Source organism: Plantactinospora sp. B24E8 (assembly GCF_039871735.1).
Classification (GTDB): domain Bacteria; phylum Actinomycetota; class Actinomycetes; order Mycobacteriales; family Micromonosporaceae; genus Plantactinospora.
In genome coordinates, this window is the sequence record NZ_JBDPMH010000008.1 from 22,905 (window position 1) to 38,905 (window position 16,001).

The window sequence follows — 16,001 nt, forward strand, 5'->3', positions numbered from 1 at the left end:
TGTCCAGATGGTGGGAGTCACTCCAGAGCCGTCCTCGCCGAGGACCTTGGCCGAGAAGGTCTGGGACGCTCACGTCGTGCGATCCGCTGACGGTGAGCCGGATCTGCTCTACATCGACCTGCACCTGCTGCACGAGGTCACCAGCCCACAGGCCTTCGACGGTCTGCGGATGGCCGGGCGCCCGGTCCGCCGCCCCGACCTCACGCTCGCGACCGAGGACCACAACACCCCGACCGGGTACGACGACCCGTCGTTCCGGTCCCGGCGCGGCGACCTGCTCACCATCGCCGACCCGACGTCCCGGACCCAGATCGAGACGCTGCGCCGCAACTGCGCCGAGTTCGGCGTCAAGCTGCACCCGCTCGGCGACGACAACCAGGGCATCGTGCACGTGATCGGGCCCCAGCTCGGGCTCACCCAGCCGGGTCTGACGATCGTCTGCGGCGACTCGCACACCGCCACCCACGGCGCGTTCGGCGCGCTGGCGTTCGGGATCGGGACCAGCGAGGTCGAGCACGTCCTCGCCACCCAGACCCTGCCGCAGAGCCGGCCGAAGACGATGGCGGTCACGGTCACCGGCGAACTGGCTCCCGGGGTCACCGCCAAGGACCTGGTCCTGGCACTCATCGCCCAGGTGGGCACCGGCGGCGGACGCGGCCACATCGTGGAGTACCGGGGCGAGGCGATCAGCCGACTCTCCATGGAGGGGCGGATGACCATCGCCAACATGTCCATCGAGTGGGGTGCCAAGGCCGGCATGATCGCGCCGGACGAGACCACCTTCGCCTACCTCAGGGACCGTCCGTACGCCCCCAAGGGTGCGGACTGGGACGCGGCGGTGGAGTACTGGCGCACCCTGCCGACCGACCCGGGCGCGACGTTCGACACCGAGGTGCTGCTCGACGCCAGCCGGATCACCCCGTTCGTCACCTGGGGCACCAACCCCGGGCAGGGCGCGGCGCTCAGCGAGGTCGTACCGGACCCGGAGGAGTTCGTCAGCGAGGCGGAGCGGACCGCCGCCCGTCGCGCGCTGGAGTACATGGACCTCAAGCCCGGCACCCGGCTGCGGGACGTACCGGTGGACGTGGTCTTCGTCGGCTCCTGCACCAACGGCCGACTGGAGGACCTCCGGTCCGCCGCCGACGTGCTGCGCGGGCACAGGGTGGCCGACGGGGTACGGATGCTTGTCGTCCCCGGTTCCGCCGCGGTGCGCGAGGCGGCCGAGCAGGAGGGCCTCGACAAGATCTTCACCGAGGCCGGGGCGGAGTGGCGGTTCGCCGGCTGCTCCATGTGTCTCGGGATGAACCCGGACACCCTCAAGCCGGGGCAGCGCTCGGCCTCCACCTCCAACCGAAACTTCGAGGGCCGGCAGGGCCGGGGTGGGCGTACCCATCTCGTCTCGCCACCGGTCGCCGCCGCCACCGCCGTGGCCGGCCGACTGGCCGCTCCCGCCGACCTGTGAAGGGGCTGACCTGACATGGAGAAGTTCACCGTGCACACCGGTACGGCGGTTCCGCTGCGCCGGTCCAACGTGGATACCGATCAGATCATTCCGGCCGTGTACCTCAAGCGGGTGACCCGAACCGGCTTCGCCGACGGCCTCTTCAGCGCCTGGCGAGAAGACCCGACATTCGTTCTCAACGATTCTTCATATTCTGGGGCGTCGATTCTTGTCGCCGGTCCGGAGTTCGGTACGGGGTCGTCTCGGGAGCACGCGGTGTGGGCCCTGCGGGACTGGGGGTTCCGGGTCGTCATCGCCCCCGGCTTCGGTGACATCTTCCGGGGCAACGCCCTCAAGGAAGGGCTCCTCCCGGTTGAGCTCGAATTGAAGGCCGTCGAGACTCTGTGGGAGTTGGCGGAGTCCGACGCGACCGCCTCCATCGATGTCGACCTGACCGCCCGGGAGGTCCGGGCCGGCGGGCACACCTGGTCGTTCCCGCTCGACGACTTCAGTCGGTGGCGCCTCATGGAGGGCTTGGACGACATTGGACTGACCCTCCGCCATGAGGCGGAGATCACCGCGTACGAGGGACAAAGATCACCCTTCCGGCCCGTGGTGGCATAGCCAGAACGCCAGCCCGTACAGTCGTTTTCGCCCCCGTCGGTTCGCCGACGGGGGCGAATCCGTTGCGACACAATGGGTTTTTTCCAGCAGATGTTTGTGTCCCGGTGGCACAGGGCATACCGTGCGCGCAGAATGGCTCGCGTTGAGTCCAGTTGCACATTGGGAGGGAAGTCGTGAACAAGGCCGAGCTCATCGAGGCTCTCGCCGCTCGTCTGGGAGACCGGAAGACGGCGACGTCGGCGCTCGACGCGGTCCTCGCGGAGGTCCAGGCGGCGGTCACCAAGGGGGATCGGGTGGCCATCACCGGGTTCGGGGTGTTCGAAAAGCGCGTACGCGGTGCCCGAACAGCCCGCAACCCTCGCACCGGCGAGTCGGTGAAGGTGAAGAAGACATCCGTTCCGGCCTTCCGGCCGGGGGCCGGGTTCAAGGAGATGGTCGCCAGCGGTAAGGCCCCGAAGAACACGGTCGCGGCGAAGAAGACCGCCACGACCACGGCCACCACCACGAAGGCGGCGCCGGCCAAGAAGGCGGCGACCAAGAAGACGGCGCCGGCCAAGGCCGCCACGGCCAAGAAGACGGCTCCGGCGAAGAAGGCCACGGCGACCAAGAAGGCCACCACGGCCAAGGCGACCACGGCCAAGGCGACCACGGCCAAGGCGACGGCGGCGAAGAAGTCGGCCGCGGCCAAGAGCACGTCCACCCGCGCGACGGCGACCAAGAAGGCCACCACGGCCAAGAAGGCCCCGGCCAAGAAGGCCGCCAAGCGCTGACACCACACCGCTGAGGGCGCTCTCCGTTCGTACCGGAGGCGCCCTCAACGCTGTCCGGGCCCGGACCGGCGGATCCGCGACGGGATCCGCCGGGCCCGCGTCGGGTCAGCGTGCCGCCGGCTGGAGGTCGGAGCCGTCCAGGTGGCTGAGCGCGACCAGTCGGTCGCCACTGAAGGCGAGCAGCCAAGCCGCACCCTTGGCGGTCCGGAAGCCGTTCCCGGCGTCCACGTCCGCGAACCGGGGCCCGTTCCGGGCGCTCAGCCGCACGAGCGCGGGCGAAATCACCTTGCCCTGACTGCAGACCACGGTCGGGGCGCCGGCGGCCGCCAGGTCCAGCAGGCGTCCGGCGGCGACCAGGGCGTTCTCCACCGGATCCTGACCGGGCAACGGCTCGGTGAAGGCGGAGTCGACCTCGACCGGCTGGTCGAGCAGCTCGGCGAGCGGCTGCAACGTCTGCACACAGCGCCGGGGTCCGGCGGCGAGCAGACGTACCGGGCGGATCAGGGCGAGCAGCCCGGCCAGCGACCGGGCCTGACCCCAGCCGTCGTCGTCCAACGGGCGGGCGTCATCCGGCCCCGACCAGGTGCCACGCTGACCGGCGTGGGCGTGCCGGACCAGCCCCAGCACCGCCGTCACCGGTGGCAGCGCGGCGAAATCCCGCAGCACCCGGGCGTCGTGCGGATAGCTGACCCGTCCGAGCGCCTCGTCGAGCGGCAGCCACCGTACGTCGTCGACCTCGGTGTCCGGCTGGAAACCACCGGCACCGGCGGCCCGCATCGACCAGAACTCGACCACCTTCGGTACGCCGTCGCGCATCAGGTACCGCACCGGGGGAAGGCGTACCTGCGGCACCGCCCGGACGTCGGACTCCTCGGCGACCTCGCGTACCGCCGCGGTCAACGGGTGTTCACCCGGATCCAGCTTGCCCTTCGGCAGCGACCAGTCGTCGTACCGGGGACGGTGCACCACCGCCACCTCGACCCGGTCGCCGGAGTGCCGCCAGACCACCCCACCGGCCGCCCGGACCGGCCGTCCCGCCGCTCCGCCCGCCGCCGCCCCGTTCGCCGCAGCCCCGTTCGCCGTCACCGTAACCACGCCGTCCGACGTCCGCGCACCGTCCGGCGCCACGCTCGTGGGAAGGCGGCCCGGGCGGCGCGTACGCTCGCCCGTTCCCGTTCGACGAGCCGCCCGGCGGTCACCGCCAGTTGGTGGTCGCCCGGATCCGACGCCGCGATCGACAGCCAGGTCTCGGCGGCGACCGCCGCGTCCTGGTGCTCGCCGAGCAGTTCCTGCACCTTCGCCAGCGCCCGGGCCAGTTTCGCCGCGTCGCCGCCGAGCACCGGGGCGACCGCGTCCAGGGCGTACCGGGCCCGTTTGCCGTTGATCCGCACCGCGTGCCACCGTTCGTCCGGTGCCGCCGGGTCCAGGTCCCCGGCGGCGTCGACGGTGTCGTCGCCGTCGGTGAGCCGGTGCCACGGCCGGGCCACCAGCCGGGGCAGCACCCGGGCGGCCGGGCGTTCCGCCCGGGCGGTCAGCTGCGGCTCACGCGTCGCGTCCAGCAGCGTCTCGACCAGCGCCAGGTAACGCGGCGAGCGGAGCGCCTCGTCCACGGCGGCCAGCGCGGTCTCGTGCCGGTCGGCGAGGACCCGGTCGATCCGGTCCACCACGGCCGTGTCGAGCGGACTGACCGGGTCGGCCGCCGCGGTCCGGCGCAACCGTTTCCGCAGCACCTCGACGTCGCGGGCCTGGCCGAGCACGCCGGCGAGCCAGCGCAGTTCGTCGCGGACCGGCCGGGCCCACTCCCTGCGGACCAGTGGCCCGAACGTCCGCAGGTCACTGCGGAGCCGCCGGCAGCCGACCCGCATCTGGTGTACGGCGGTGTCGTCGCGGCCGACCGGGGCGCGGAGCCGGACCAGCGGATCGTGGGCGAGGATCCGGCCCGCGGAGCGGCGCACCGCGGCGACGACCACCTCGCCGGCGGTCGGCCGGTCGGGCAGGTCCCCCGGGGGGACCAGGTCGGGGGCGGCGCCGGCGGCCGCGCCGAGCGCCCGGACGTGTTTGGGGACGAACTCCCCGGTCCGGGCTCCCGCCCCGGTCAGCGCGGTCGCCAACCGGTCGAGCAGCTTCCGGTCGCCGGCCTTCCGTTCGACCTCGATCTCGCGGAAGGTCGACCGGATCCGCTTGCCGTCCAGCACCGACACCGCGTCGTCGGCCACCTCGGCCAGCAGCCGGTCGGCGTCGTCGCGTACCTCGTGGATCCGGCGCACCGTGCGGACCACCGTCGCCGGTCGCAGTCCGGCGCCGCGGGTGACAGCGGTGAGCAGGGCGACCAGGTCGTCCGGCGGGTGCTTCGCCCGGCCGGCCCGGGAGATCTCGTGGCGCACACCCGGGGCGTCGGTCGGCAGCTTGACCGTCCACGGCAGGTCGTCGCCCCGGCGGTGCCGGAACGACGCACCGGCCCGGGCCAGCCGGAGGTCGGCGGTGTCGAGGTACGTCGCGGTGAGCGTCACCGGGGGGAGCTCCACCACCCGCCCACCGGGTGGGGCGAGGTCGGCGAGGTCGGGCAGCACGAACTCCGGTGGTACGTCGTACTTGCGCTCCTCCTCGACCATCGCGCCAGCCTAGTCCCGGGACCGGTCCACGCGTCGGTGCCGCGGTCCGGACGGCGTGGCCGTACCGCGCGTCCTCCGGTGTGCCACCGGCCGGTCGGCCCGGGGCGTCCCGGACGGGCCGGCGGTCACTTCGCGGTCCCGGCGAACCGGCCCAGCAGCGCCTCCTGCAGGTGCACCAGCGGCTCCCCCGAACCGCCGGTACGTCGACTCCAGCAGCCGTCCGGGGCCAGTTCGAACGCCTCGACCTCGTCGCCCATCGAAGTCGTCAGCAGGTCGTCGAGTTCCGCCCGGGCGGTCGGGTCGGTCACCTGCACCAGTGCCTCCACCCGACGGTCGAGGTTGCGGTGCATCAGGTCGGCCGAGCCGATCCAGAACTCGACGCCGTCCAGCCGTCCCCGCCCGTCGGCCCCGGCCGTCCCGCCGTGGCCGAACCGGAACACCCGGGAGTGCTCGAGGAACCGGCCCAGGATCGACCGCACCCGGATGTTCTCGGACAGCCCCGGAACGCCGGGCCGCAGGGTGCACATCCCACGGATCAGCAGGTCGACGTGCACCCCGGCCTGGGAGGCCCGGTAGAGCGCGTCGACGATCGCCTCGTCGACCAGAGAGTTGACCTTGAACTGCACCAGTGCCGGTCGGCCCTGCCGGGCGTGCGTCATCTCCCGTTCGATCCGCTCGATCAGCCCACGCCGGATCCCCTGCGGCGCCACCAGCAACCGGCGGTACGACGTCTGCCGGCTGTAGCCGGTGAGGACGTTGAACAGGTCGGTGAGGTCGGCACCGACCTCCGGGTCGGCGGTGAGCATGCCGAAGTCCTCGTAGAGCCGGGCGGTCTTCGGGTGGTAGTTGCCGGTGCCGATGTGGCAGTAGCGGCGGATCTGGTTGCCCTCCTGCCGGACCACAAGCGCGGTCTTGCAGTGGGTCTTCAGACCGACCAGGCCGTACACGACGTGGCAGCCGGCCCGTTCCAGCATCCGTGCCCAGCCGATGTTGGCCACCTCGTCGAACCGTGCCTTGATCTCCACCAGGACCACCACCTGCTTGCCGGCGGCGGCGGCGTCGATCAGCGCGTCCACGATCGGCGAGTCGCCGCTGGTGCGGTAGAGGGTCTGCTTGATGGCCAGCACGTTCGGGTCGGCGGCGGCCTGCTCGATGAACCGCTGCACGCTGGTGGCGAACGAGTGGTACGGATGGTGCACCAGGATGTCGCCGTCGCGCAGGGTGGCGAAGACGCTGCGCGGCACCTCGCCCTCGACCAGCCGGGGGTGGGTCGCCGGTACGAACGGCGGATCCTTCAGGTCGGGCCGGTCGCACTCGTTGTAGACCTGCCAGAGCGCGGTCAGGTCGAGCAACCCGGGCACCCGCAGCACGTCCTGGCTGTCCATGTCGAGTTCCCGGGTCAGCAGCTCCAGGACGTGGTCGGAGGCCGAGGCGGCGACCTCCAGGCGTACCGGGGGGCCGAACCGGCGGCGGGCCAGTTCCCGTTCCAGGGCCTGCAGCAGGTCCTCGTCGCGGTCCTCGTCGACCTCGACCTCGGCGTTACGGGTCACCCGGAACAGGTGGCACTCGACCACCTGCATGCCGGAGAAGAGCTGGTCGAGGTGGGCGGCGATCAGCTCCTCCACCGGCAGGAACCGGGCACCGGGCGCGTCCCGGACCACCCGGACGAACCGGGGTACGTTGTTCGGCACCTTGACCCGGGCGAACAGCTCCGAGCCGGCGTCGGAGTCCCGGACCACCACGGCCAGGTTCAGCGACCGGCTGGAGATGTACGGGAACGGGTGTGCCGGGTCCACCGCCAGCGGGGTCAGCACCGGGAAGATCTGGTCCCGGAAGTAGGCACTGAGCCGGTGCCGTTCCGGCTCCGGCAGTTCGTCCCAGTGCAGCAGTTCGATGTTCTCGCCGGCGAGCTTCGGCGCCACCTCGTCGACGAAGCAGGCGGCGTGGCGGGCGACCAGTTGGGCGGCGGTCTCGGAGACGAGTTCCAGCTGGGTGGTGAGCGGCATCTGGTCGCCGCCCCGGACCGGCAGCCCGGCCTGCAGCCGGCGTTTCAGCCCGGCGACCCGGACCATGTAGAACTCGTCGAGGTTGTTCGCGAAGATGGCCAGGAACTTGGCCCGTTCCAGCAGCGGGGTGGCGGGGTCCTCGGCCAGGGCGAGCACCCGGGCGTTGAAGTCCAGCCAGGAGAGTTCCCGGTTGAGGAACCGGTCCGCCGGCAGCGGCTCCGTGGTCCGGCTGTCGCCGGTCCGGCTGTCACCGACCCGGCCGTCGCGGGTGCGGGAGGGGATGCCGGTGTCCGGGGCGGCGCTGCCGGGTGCGGCGGCGGAGATCCCGGGTCGTTCCGCCAGCGGGTTGCGGCCCGGTTCGGTGAGCGGAGCCCGGGGCGACCCGACGGGTCCCTCGGAGACCGTCTCCGGCAGCCGTTCCGAATCCGCCGTGCGATCCGCGTCGGCCGCCGTCCCGGCGTCGTCGCTGGTCGGGGTGGGCGGGGCGGAACGCTTCGGGGCACGGGACCGGGTGCTGCGGGGGGACGCGGGGCGGCGGGACGAAGGGCTGCTCACACCCTCATCATTCCCCGGGTCGGGTGAACGGAAAATGAACTTGCCCGGACCGGATCACTGGAAGGTGGGCAACGTTATCCGTACCAGCGCGCCGGCCGCGTCGTGTTCGAGACGTACCCGTTGACCGAGGCGGAGCAGCCGTAACCCGGAGGCGTCGAACGCCTCGGCCGGGAAGGCGACCCTGCTGCCGTCGTCGAGCAGCAGCGTGCCGGTCCGGGTCCGCGGATCGTAGTCGGCCACCGTGCCCTGCATGTCCAGCACCGTACACCGGCCCGGGCCCCCGGTCCGCTCCCGGAGGGACCGGGGCGGTGTCGACGGGTGGCCGTCAGGTCGCGGCCGGTGCGTGGCGTCGGGTCAGCGCGGCGGTGTGCGGGCCCAGGCCGAGCACGGTCGCGGCGACGAGGTCCGCCGGGGTGTCGACGTCCCGACGCAACGTCGGCCAACCAGCGGTGAGTGGACGGGCCCCCGAGGCGGCGTGCGCGGCCGCCGAGCCCGGGCCGAACCGGGGATCCAGTGCGACGGTGGGCGGCGCGGTGAGCAGCACCGTGCCGGTGCCGGGGGCGTCGGCGACGAATCGTCGTACCGGACCGTGGTCGGGACCGGCGTCCGGGGGGAGGGCGTCACCGATCGGTTCCGCGGCGGCCCGCAGCGCCTCGGCCAGCTCGGCCGGACGCAGGGCCGGCAGGTCCGCGGTCAACGCGGCCACCCATCCGGTGCCCGACCGGCCGGCCCCGTGCACGAACGCGGGGTTCAGGCCGGCGACCGTCGGCTCCGGCACGATCCGGGCCCCGAGCCGGGCCAGCACCCGGCGCGCCTCGGGGTCGCCGGTCACCACCAGCACCTCGGCCACCACCGGGCAGTCGAGTACGGCGTGCACGGTGTCCGTCGCCAGAGCCAGGGCGAGCGCCTCGTGGCGTACCCCGGTCAGCGCCCCCCGCAGCCGGCTCTTGGCCCCGGTCAGGCGCTTGACCGGGACCACCACGGTCCAGTTGGGGTCAGGCACACGGCAATCCTGCCAGCCGTCCGGGGGCGGCGGCGTGTGGCGTCGCCGCCCCCGGCGCACCCCTCGCTGGTAGTACCCCGGACGAGCAGGCATGATTTCGCTGCGGGCGGTGAGGCGCCGGCCGGTCGGCGAGCACCGGCCGGGCCGGGGCGGGAAGTACGAGGAGGCAGAGTGGCGCGGCGCAGGCTGGGATTCTGGCGACGGTTCGCCGTCTCCGTGGTGAAGCCGGTGATGAAGGTCTGGACGCGCCGGGACTGGCGGGGCATGGAGAACGTACCGGCCTCCGGCGGGGTGATCATCGTCCCGAACCATCTCTCGCACGCCGACCCCCTGGTCTCCGCGCACTTCATCTACGACTCCGGACGCTGGCCGCAGTACCTGGGCAAGGCGAGCGTGTTCCGGGTCCCGGTCGTCGGCCGGATTCTGCTCTGGTGCCGGCAGATCCCGGTGGAACGGGGCACCGTCGACGCGGCCCGGTCACTGGAGACCCTGGAACGGGCGATCCGGGACGGTGGCGCGGTGGTGATCTACCCGGAGGGCACCACCACCCGGCAACCCGACATGTGGCCGATGCGCGGCAAGACCGGAGCGGCCCGGCTGGCGCTGGCCACCGGTGCCCCGGTGGTCCCGGTGGCGATGTGGGGGCCGCAGGACATCTTCGACCCGCGTACCAAGAAGGTCGGCCTCCGGCCCCGGATCCCGGTGACCGTGGTGGCCGGGCCACCGGTCGACCTGAGCCGGTGGGCCGGTGCGGCGCCGAGCCGGGCGGTCCTGGACGAGATGACCGAGACCATCATGCTCCGGCTGCGTGACATGCTCGCGGAGATCCGCGACGAGACCCCGCCGCCGCTCTGGTCGGCCCCGGCGAAGCGCGGCGGGCAGAGGTCGTGATCCGGTCGATCGGGCGGGACGGGACGAGGGGCCGGGACGCCGGCGGGCGCAGCGAGGAGAGAACATGACGCACGCGGTGGTGCTCGGCGCCGGTTCCTGGGGTACGGCGTTCGCGAAGGTGCTCGCCGACGCCGGCCGGGAGGTGGTGATCTGGGCCCGCCGACCGGAGGTCGCCGAGGCGCTCGACCGCACCCGGACGAACCCCGACTACCTGCCGAACCTGCGGCTGCCGGCGACGGTACGGGCCACCGCCGACGCCGCCGGGGCGCTCTCCGGTGCCGACCTCGTGGTGCTGGCCGTGCCGTCACAGACCCTGCGCGGCAACCTCGCCGACTGGGCCGGTCACCTCGCCCCCGACTCCACCCTGGTCTCCCTGATGAAGGGGATCGAGCTGGGCACCACCAAGCGGATGAGCGAGGTGATCGTGGAGACCGCCGGGGTCGCGGCCGACCGGGTGGTGGTGGTCACCGGACCGAACCTGGCTCCGGAGATCGCCGACGGGCAGATCGCCGCGACCGTGGTGGCCTGCACCGACATGGACCGGGCGACGCTGGTGCAGTCGGCGATCAGTACGCCCTACCTGCGGCCGTACACGAACGACGACGTGATCGGCTGCGAGCTGGGCGGGGCGGTGAAGAACGTGATCGCACTGGCCGCCGGGATCGCCGCCGGGATGGGCCTGGGCGACAACACCAAGGCCACCCTGATCACCCGGGGGCTGGCCGAGACCGCCCGGCTCGGGGTAGCGCTCGGCGCCGACCCGCTCACCTTCGCCGGCCTGGCCGGGATGGGTGACCTGGTCGCCACCTGCACCTCGCCGCTGTCCCGGAACCGGACCTTCGGTGCACACCTGGGCCGCGGCGAGACCCTGGAGCAGGCCCAGCGGGCGACCCGGCAGACCGCCGAGGGCGTGAAGAGCTGCCTCGCCATCCGCGACCTGTCCCGGGCGCACGGCGTGGAGATGCCGATCACCGAGCAGGTCGAGCGGATCTGTCACGAGGGCGCCGACCCCCGCGCCGCGATGGCGGTGCTGATGAGCCGCAAGCCCCGGCCCGAGTAGCCCCGCAGTATCCGAGGAGCACGATGTCCGACGAGTCGAAGTTCGGCGACGGTACCCGGTCCGTCCACGCCGGGCTGCCGGAGCCGACGCCCGGTGAGCCCTTCCTGCCCGGCCCGGTTTTCGCCGCCCCGTACCACCTGGATCCGGTGCGCGGCCCGGAGGCGACCCCGAACGGGTACGGCCGACCGGACAATCCGACCCGGCGGCGGCTGGAGAGCGCCATCGGCGAGCTGGAGGGCGGTGACGCGCTCGCCTTCGCCACCGGGCAGGCGGCGATCACGGCGGTGCTGCTGCCGCTGCTCCGCCCCGGGGACACCGTGCTGCTCCCCACCGACGGCTACTTCCCGGTACGGGCGTTCGCCAGCGAGACCCTGGCCGGACTCGGGGTGAACGTCCGGTTCGTACCCACCGCCGGACCGTATCCGGCGTTCGACGGCGTACGGCTGGTCGTGGTCGAGACGCCGGCCAACCCGGGCCTGGACGTCTGCGACGTGGCCGGGTTGGCGGAGCGGGCACACGCGGCCGGCGCGCTGCTGGCGGTCGACAACACCACCGCCACCCCGCTCGGACAGCGACCGCTGGACCTCGGGGCCGACCTGGTCGTCGCCTCCGGCACCAAAGCGCTCACCGGCCACTCCGACCTGCTCCTCGGTTACGTCGCCAGTCGTTCCGCCGAGTTGCTGGAGCCGATCCGGGGCTGGCGGACCACCACCGGGTCGGTGCCGGGCGCCTTCGACGCCTGGCTGGCCCACCGCTCGCTGGCCACCCTGGACCTGAGGCTGGCCCGGCAGAGCGCCAACGCGGCGGCGGTCGCGGCCGCGTTGGCGGCCCGTTCCGACGTCTCCGGTCTACGGTGGCCGGGGCTTCCGGACGACCCGGCGTTCGCGGTGGCGAGCCGGCAGATGCGACGTTTCCCGGGGCTCGTCTCGTTCGACCTCGGCAGCGCCGACCGGGTGGCCCGCTTCCTCGCCGCCAGCGAACTCGTCTTCGCCGCGACCTCCTTCGGCGGGCTGCACACCACCGCCGACCGGCGGGCGCAGTGGGGGGACGACGTCTCCGCCGGCTTCGTACGCCTCTCCTGCGGCATCGAGGACACCGCCGACCTGGTCGCCGACCTGACGACGGCGCTGGACGTCGCCGCTGGGAAGTGAGCCGGGCGCGGTGCTGGGAGCAGCTGGGCTGAGGCGGTCCTGCGCGATGGGTGGATGCGGGATTCCCCGAGGTGCGGAAGGGTAAGGAAATCCGGCTCGACGGTGGTTGTCGGGTCCGGTTCCGGCTCGTGCCGACCGTCGTACCGGGGAGGCAGGACAATGGCGAACTCGGACATACCGGTCGTCGTCGGACTCGACAACGGCGGTAACAGCAACAACGCGACCGTGCTCGACCTCAACGGGCGGTTCCTGGTCGACACCCTGGTCGAAACCCCGTGCCAGGTGCTGAAGGGGCCGGAGGCGGCGGTCGAGGCGCTCGCCGACGCGCTGGCGCAGGTTCTCGCCCGCACCGGCACCCCCCGCGACCGGGTCCGGGCGGTCGGCCTCGACACCCCGGGCCCGGCCAGCGCCACCGGGGTGATCTCCTCGCGGGGGTCGACAAACTTCTCCCAGCCCGGCTGGCGTGGTTACGACATCCGGGGCGCCCTGGAACGCCGGCTCGACCTGCCGGTGGTCTACCACAACGACGGCAACGCGGCCGCGCTCTACGCCCACCACACCTACTTCCAGGACGAGGCGATGCACCGCTCCTCGGTCTCCGCCATCGTCGGTACCGGGCTCGGCGGCGGCGTGGTCGAACGCGGACAGGTGGTGACCGGCGCGGCCGGAATGGCCGGCGAACTCGGCCACGTGCACATCCCGCTCTTCGGCCTGCTCGCCGAGGGGCAGCCGGTGCCGCTGTGCAACTGCGGGTTCGTCGGGGACGCGGAGAGCGTCGCCTCGCTCACCGGGATCCGACGCAACCTGCTGCCGTACTGGCTGACCCGGTTCGTCGGGCATCCGCTCGGTGACCTGGACCCGGTCGAGGCGGCCAGGCAGGTCCGCTCGTACGGTGTGGACGGCGACCCGATGGCAGTACGGATCTTCGAGCAGCAGGCGATGGCGCTTGGCCGGCTCTTCACCATCGTGGCCAACTTCACCGACCCGGACGCCTACTTCGTCGGCGGTGGGGTGGTGGAGGCGTCACCGGAGTTCCGGGAGTGGTTCCTGGCCACCGTCCGGGCACACACCACGCTCCGTACCGAGCAGGAGGAACGGGCCCGGTTCGCGCTGGTGCCGGACCTCGACATGGCCGGTGCGCGCGGCTCCGCCATCGCCGCTCTGACGTTCGTGAACGGCCGGGGCGACGCGGGCTAGCACTCCGGCCGACTCCGCCGCGTACCGATCACCACCTACGGCCGGCCGCGGTCGCCGTGCGGCGGGCCGTCGGCGGACCGCGATGTCTCCGTGTCGCCTCTGCTTCGTGCTCTACCGCCATGTGGGGTTGGCACGGGCGCCTGCCGGTACTCGATCGCGCTCGCCATCCCCATGCCGAGCAGGATGACCACGACGACGATGGCCACCGTGACCGGAGGCAGCAGGGCAGTGGCCGGTGCCAGGCCGCCGAGCAGCACCAGCGCGCCGACCAGGGACCAGTTGATCTGGGTGAACACGACGTACGCGAGCGCGACGCGGCCGATCAGGAACACGGCCGGGCCGCCGATGATGACCGCGGCCCAGGCGGTCGGGGTGTCGCCGAAGGGACGATCGATGACAAGCCGACTGGTGGTGGCCATGCCGACGATGCCGGCCACCATGACCAGGTGCAGGAAGGCGGTGATCTTGTTGAGTTGGGCCGGGTCGGCGGAGCCGGCGATGGTGGTGGCCATCATCTCACCCGCGCGGTAGCTGTAGATCCGCCATATCAGCACCTTGATCAGGAAGACCGCGACGAGTGCCTCGGCGTGCCCGATGGTGTGCTCGGGGGTCCGGGCGTAGGCGTTGCCGGTGACCAGGATCGACACGCCGAGCGCGATGATGACGAACTGCCGGTAGCGCTCGGCGACCCGCTCACCGACGATCCGCTGGTCGCGCCCGGGGAGCGGGCGCCAGGACCCGGGCGCGGGCCAGTCGAGAATCGTCCCGACGTACTCCAGCACGATCGCCGCCGCCCACAGCACCTCACGGGTGGTGCCCGTCTCGACTCCTCCGACGAGCCAGCCCACCCCGGTGAGGGCGAACCAGAACAGGATCCGGAGGTTTCGGGTCCGCAGCGTGGGAGGGGCGAAGAGCAGCATGTAGAGACCCGTGCCGAGGTGGATCGCCACGTACGTGAGCGCGAACTGCAGGCCCCGCGACCCGTACGCCTCGCCCGCCATGGCGCCCATCACCAGCACGCCCACCATGACCCAGAGGACCCGCGGCAGGAGGATCGTCGGACCCACCAGGTCACCCGCCCACGAGGTCTGCGCCCAGAGCAACGTGAACGCGAGCAGCAGCACCAGGGTCTGACCGGCGCCCGACCAGCTCAACTGAGCGAACAACTTCTCCGCCAGCGCGGTCAGCACGAAGACGAACGCCAGGTCGAAGAAGAGTTCCAGGAACGCGGGCCGGTTCTGCGCCTCGTGTGGGTCCGCCGATCCGCCGCCCTTGTCCGCCGCCATTGGTCAGCCCATCTCGATCCGCGCACCCACGGGAGAGCCGGCGCGGCCGGGCGGGAGGTGGGCCGCGCCCCGCCCACGCGCCACGCGAGCACCGGTACGACGCTCCGCACGCCTCGTTCACTCCGAGGGTAGGAGGTCGGCAGGGGGACGCACCGGCGTTTGGCCGCCGAACCCGGCCCCGTTTTGTACCGTTCAGGAGACAGGTACGCAGGAGGCCGAAGCCGTGACGACCGCCGAGTTGCCCCGGATCCTCCGTAAGCCCGGCGAGCCCCAGGTTCCGGCCTTCCTCGAACTCTTCTTCGACCTGGTCTACATCTTCATGCTCTCCCGGCTCGCCGTCGGGCTGGCCGACGACCTCAGCGCCCGCAACCTGCTCCAGACCGCGGTGCTGCTCTCCGCCGCCTGGTGGGTCTGGGTGCTGACCGCCTGGCTCACCGACATCTTCGACCCCCGGTTGGCGATCATCCAGGCCACGACGCTGGCGGTCATGTTCGGCGCCCTGGTGATGGCGATCGCCGTGCCGCACGCCTTCGGCGCGCAGGGCTATCTCTTCGTCGCGGCGTACTTCGCCATCCACGTCGTCCGGGACGCGGTGCTCGTCCCCGGCACCCGGGTCAACCGGGACGTCCAGGCCCGGAGCGCCCGGGTCTTCTTCTGGTTCCTGGTCACCGCCCCGCTCTGGGTCGCCGGGGTCTTCGTGGACGGGACCGCCCGGCTGGTGTTCTGGGCGGTCGCGGTGGCGATCGACCTCGGCTCGGCCCGGCTCGGGTGGCCCACCCCGAGACTCGGCCGCACGGAACTCGCCAGCCGGGTCTTCACCCGGGAGCACCTCTCCGAACGGCACCGGCAGATCTTCGTCGTCGCGCTCGGCGAGCTGGTGCTCACCGCCGGCACCGGACTTCAGGCCCGGGACTTCGCCGGCGTCGTGGTGGCCACCGGCGCGGCGGGGTTCGGCGGCGCGGTGCTGCTGTTCCTGCTCTACCTCTTGCGGGTACGGCGCCTGATCGGGCCGGACGGGGGCGGTCCGGTGGACCGGGTACGGCCGAGCATCTACACCTCGTACACCCACCTGGTGATGGTGAGCGGGGTGTTGCTGATGTCCACCGGTACCACCCTCGCGGCCGACCGCCCGTACAACTACTCGCGGGTCTCCTGGGTTCTTGTCATCTTCGGCGGCCCCGCGCTCTTCCTCCTCGGCAGCTGCCTCTTCGATCACCTGGTGACCGGTCGGTTCCTCTGGCCCCGGGCGATCGCGATCGTCGTCCTGGTCGCGATCGGGCCGGCGATGCCGCTGCTGTCACCGTTGAACGTCATGCTCGTGGCGAACGTGGTTCTGCTGGGCACCCTCGGCGTCGAACTGGTCGGCGGCCGGCGACGCCGCGCCGCCCGCCGGTAGCGCGGCGAG

Annotated in this window: 14 protein-coding genes; 8 read left to right on the top strand and 6 right to left on the bottom strand. The window is 72.4% G+C overall.

The window, feature by feature from the left end:
* Positions 1–7: 7 nt before the first annotated feature.
* From leuC to ABGB21_RS14795, 3 genes are all read left to right on the top strand, one after another.
* Positions 8–1,462, top strand: a complete 1,455-nt coding sequence (gene leuC, locus ABGB21_RS14785) for a 3-isopropylmalate dehydratase large subunit (RefSeq protein WP_347653773.1) — start codon at positions 8–10, stop codon at positions 1,460–1,462.
* A 15-nt stretch (positions 1,463–1,477) separates the two neighbouring features.
* On the top strand, positions 1,478–2,065 hold the full coding sequence (leuD, locus tag ABGB21_RS14790; RefSeq protein WP_347653774.1) for a 3-isopropylmalate dehydratase small subunit: 588 nt from the start codon (positions 1,478–1,480) through the stop codon (positions 2,063–2,065).
* Positions 2,066–2,238: 173 nt separating this feature from the next.
* The gene (locus tag ABGB21_RS14795) at positions 2,239–2,835 is read left to right on the top strand and encodes an HU family DNA-binding protein (RefSeq protein WP_347653775.1); all 597 of its coding nucleotides are present in this window, start codon (positions 2,239–2,241) and stop codon (positions 2,833–2,835) included.
* Between the two features lie 105 nt (positions 2,836–2,940).
* Here ABGB21_RS14795 and ABGB21_RS14800 read toward each other — a convergent pair whose 3' ends face one another.
* From ABGB21_RS14800 to ABGB21_RS14820, 5 genes are all read right to left on the bottom strand, one after another.
* Positions 2,941–3,921 carry a bifunctional NUDIX hydrolase/histidine phosphatase family protein gene (locus tag ABGB21_RS14800; RefSeq protein ID WP_347653776.1) on the bottom strand — a complete coding sequence of 327 codons (981 nt, stop codon included), beginning with the start codon at positions 3,919–3,921 and terminating at the stop codon, positions 2,941–2,943.
* A complete protein-coding gene (locus tag ABGB21_RS14805; protein WP_347653777.1) occupies positions 3,918–5,447 on the bottom strand; it encodes a CYTH and CHAD domain-containing protein in 1,530 nt (509 codons plus the stop codon). The genes ABGB21_RS14800 and ABGB21_RS14805 overlap by 4 nt, the downstream gene beginning before the upstream one ends.
* Positions 5,448–5,572: 125 nt before the next feature.
* Positions 5,573–7,795, bottom strand: a complete 2,223-nt coding sequence (locus ABGB21_RS14810) for an RNA degradosome polyphosphate kinase (protein WP_347678340.1) — start codon at positions 7,793–7,795, stop codon at positions 5,573–5,575.
* A gap of 267 nt (positions 7,796–8,062) precedes the next feature.
* A complete protein-coding gene (locus ABGB21_RS14815) occupies positions 8,063–8,260 on the bottom strand; it encodes a cold-shock protein (RefSeq protein ID WP_347653778.1) in 198 nt (65 codons plus the stop codon).
* 73 nt (positions 8,261–8,333) lie between these two features.
* The gene (locus ABGB21_RS14820) at positions 8,334–9,011 is read right to left on the bottom strand and encodes an NTP transferase domain-containing protein (protein ID WP_347653779.1); all 678 of its coding nucleotides are present in this window, start codon (positions 9,009–9,011) and stop codon (positions 8,334–8,336) included.
* Positions 9,012–9,182: 171 nt separating this feature from the next.
* Here ABGB21_RS14820 and ABGB21_RS14825 point away from each other — a divergent pair, with 171 nt between their 5' ends.
* The 4 genes from ABGB21_RS14825 (at position 9,183) to ABGB21_RS14840 (ending at position 13,310) form a co-directional block, all read left to right on the top strand.
* Entirely contained in the window at positions 9,183–9,902 is a 720-nt protein-coding gene (locus tag ABGB21_RS14825; protein WP_347678187.1) for a lysophospholipid acyltransferase family protein, read from the top strand.
* 64 nt (positions 9,903–9,966) lie between these two features.
* The gene (locus tag ABGB21_RS14830) at positions 9,967–10,962 is read left to right on the top strand and encodes an NAD(P)H-dependent glycerol-3-phosphate dehydrogenase (RefSeq protein ID WP_347653781.1); all 996 of its coding nucleotides are present in this window, start codon (positions 9,967–9,969) and stop codon (positions 10,960–10,962) included.
* Positions 10,963–10,985: 23 nt separating this feature from the next.
* Entirely contained in the window at positions 10,986–12,113 is a 1,128-nt protein-coding gene (locus ABGB21_RS14835; RefSeq protein ID WP_347653782.1) for a cystathionine gamma-lyase, read from the top strand.
* Between the two features lie 159 nt (positions 12,114–12,272).
* Entirely contained in the window at positions 12,273–13,310 is a 1,038-nt protein-coding gene (locus ABGB21_RS14840; RefSeq protein WP_347653783.1) for an ROK family protein, read from the top strand.
* 35 nt (positions 13,311–13,345) lie between these two features.
* Here ABGB21_RS14840 and ABGB21_RS14845 read toward each other — a convergent pair whose 3' ends face one another.
* Positions 13,346–14,596, bottom strand: a complete 1,251-nt coding sequence (locus ABGB21_RS14845) for a low temperature requirement protein A (RefSeq protein WP_347653784.1) — start codon at positions 14,594–14,596, stop codon at positions 13,346–13,348.
* Between the two features lie 223 nt (positions 14,597–14,819).
* Between ABGB21_RS14845 and ABGB21_RS14850 the strand changes: the two genes are divergently transcribed.
* The gene (locus ABGB21_RS14850; protein ID WP_347678189.1) at positions 14,820–15,992 is read left to right on the top strand and encodes a low temperature requirement protein A; all 1,173 of its coding nucleotides are present in this window, start codon (positions 14,820–14,822) and stop codon (positions 15,990–15,992) included.
* Positions 15,993–16,001 lie beyond the last annotated feature (9 nt).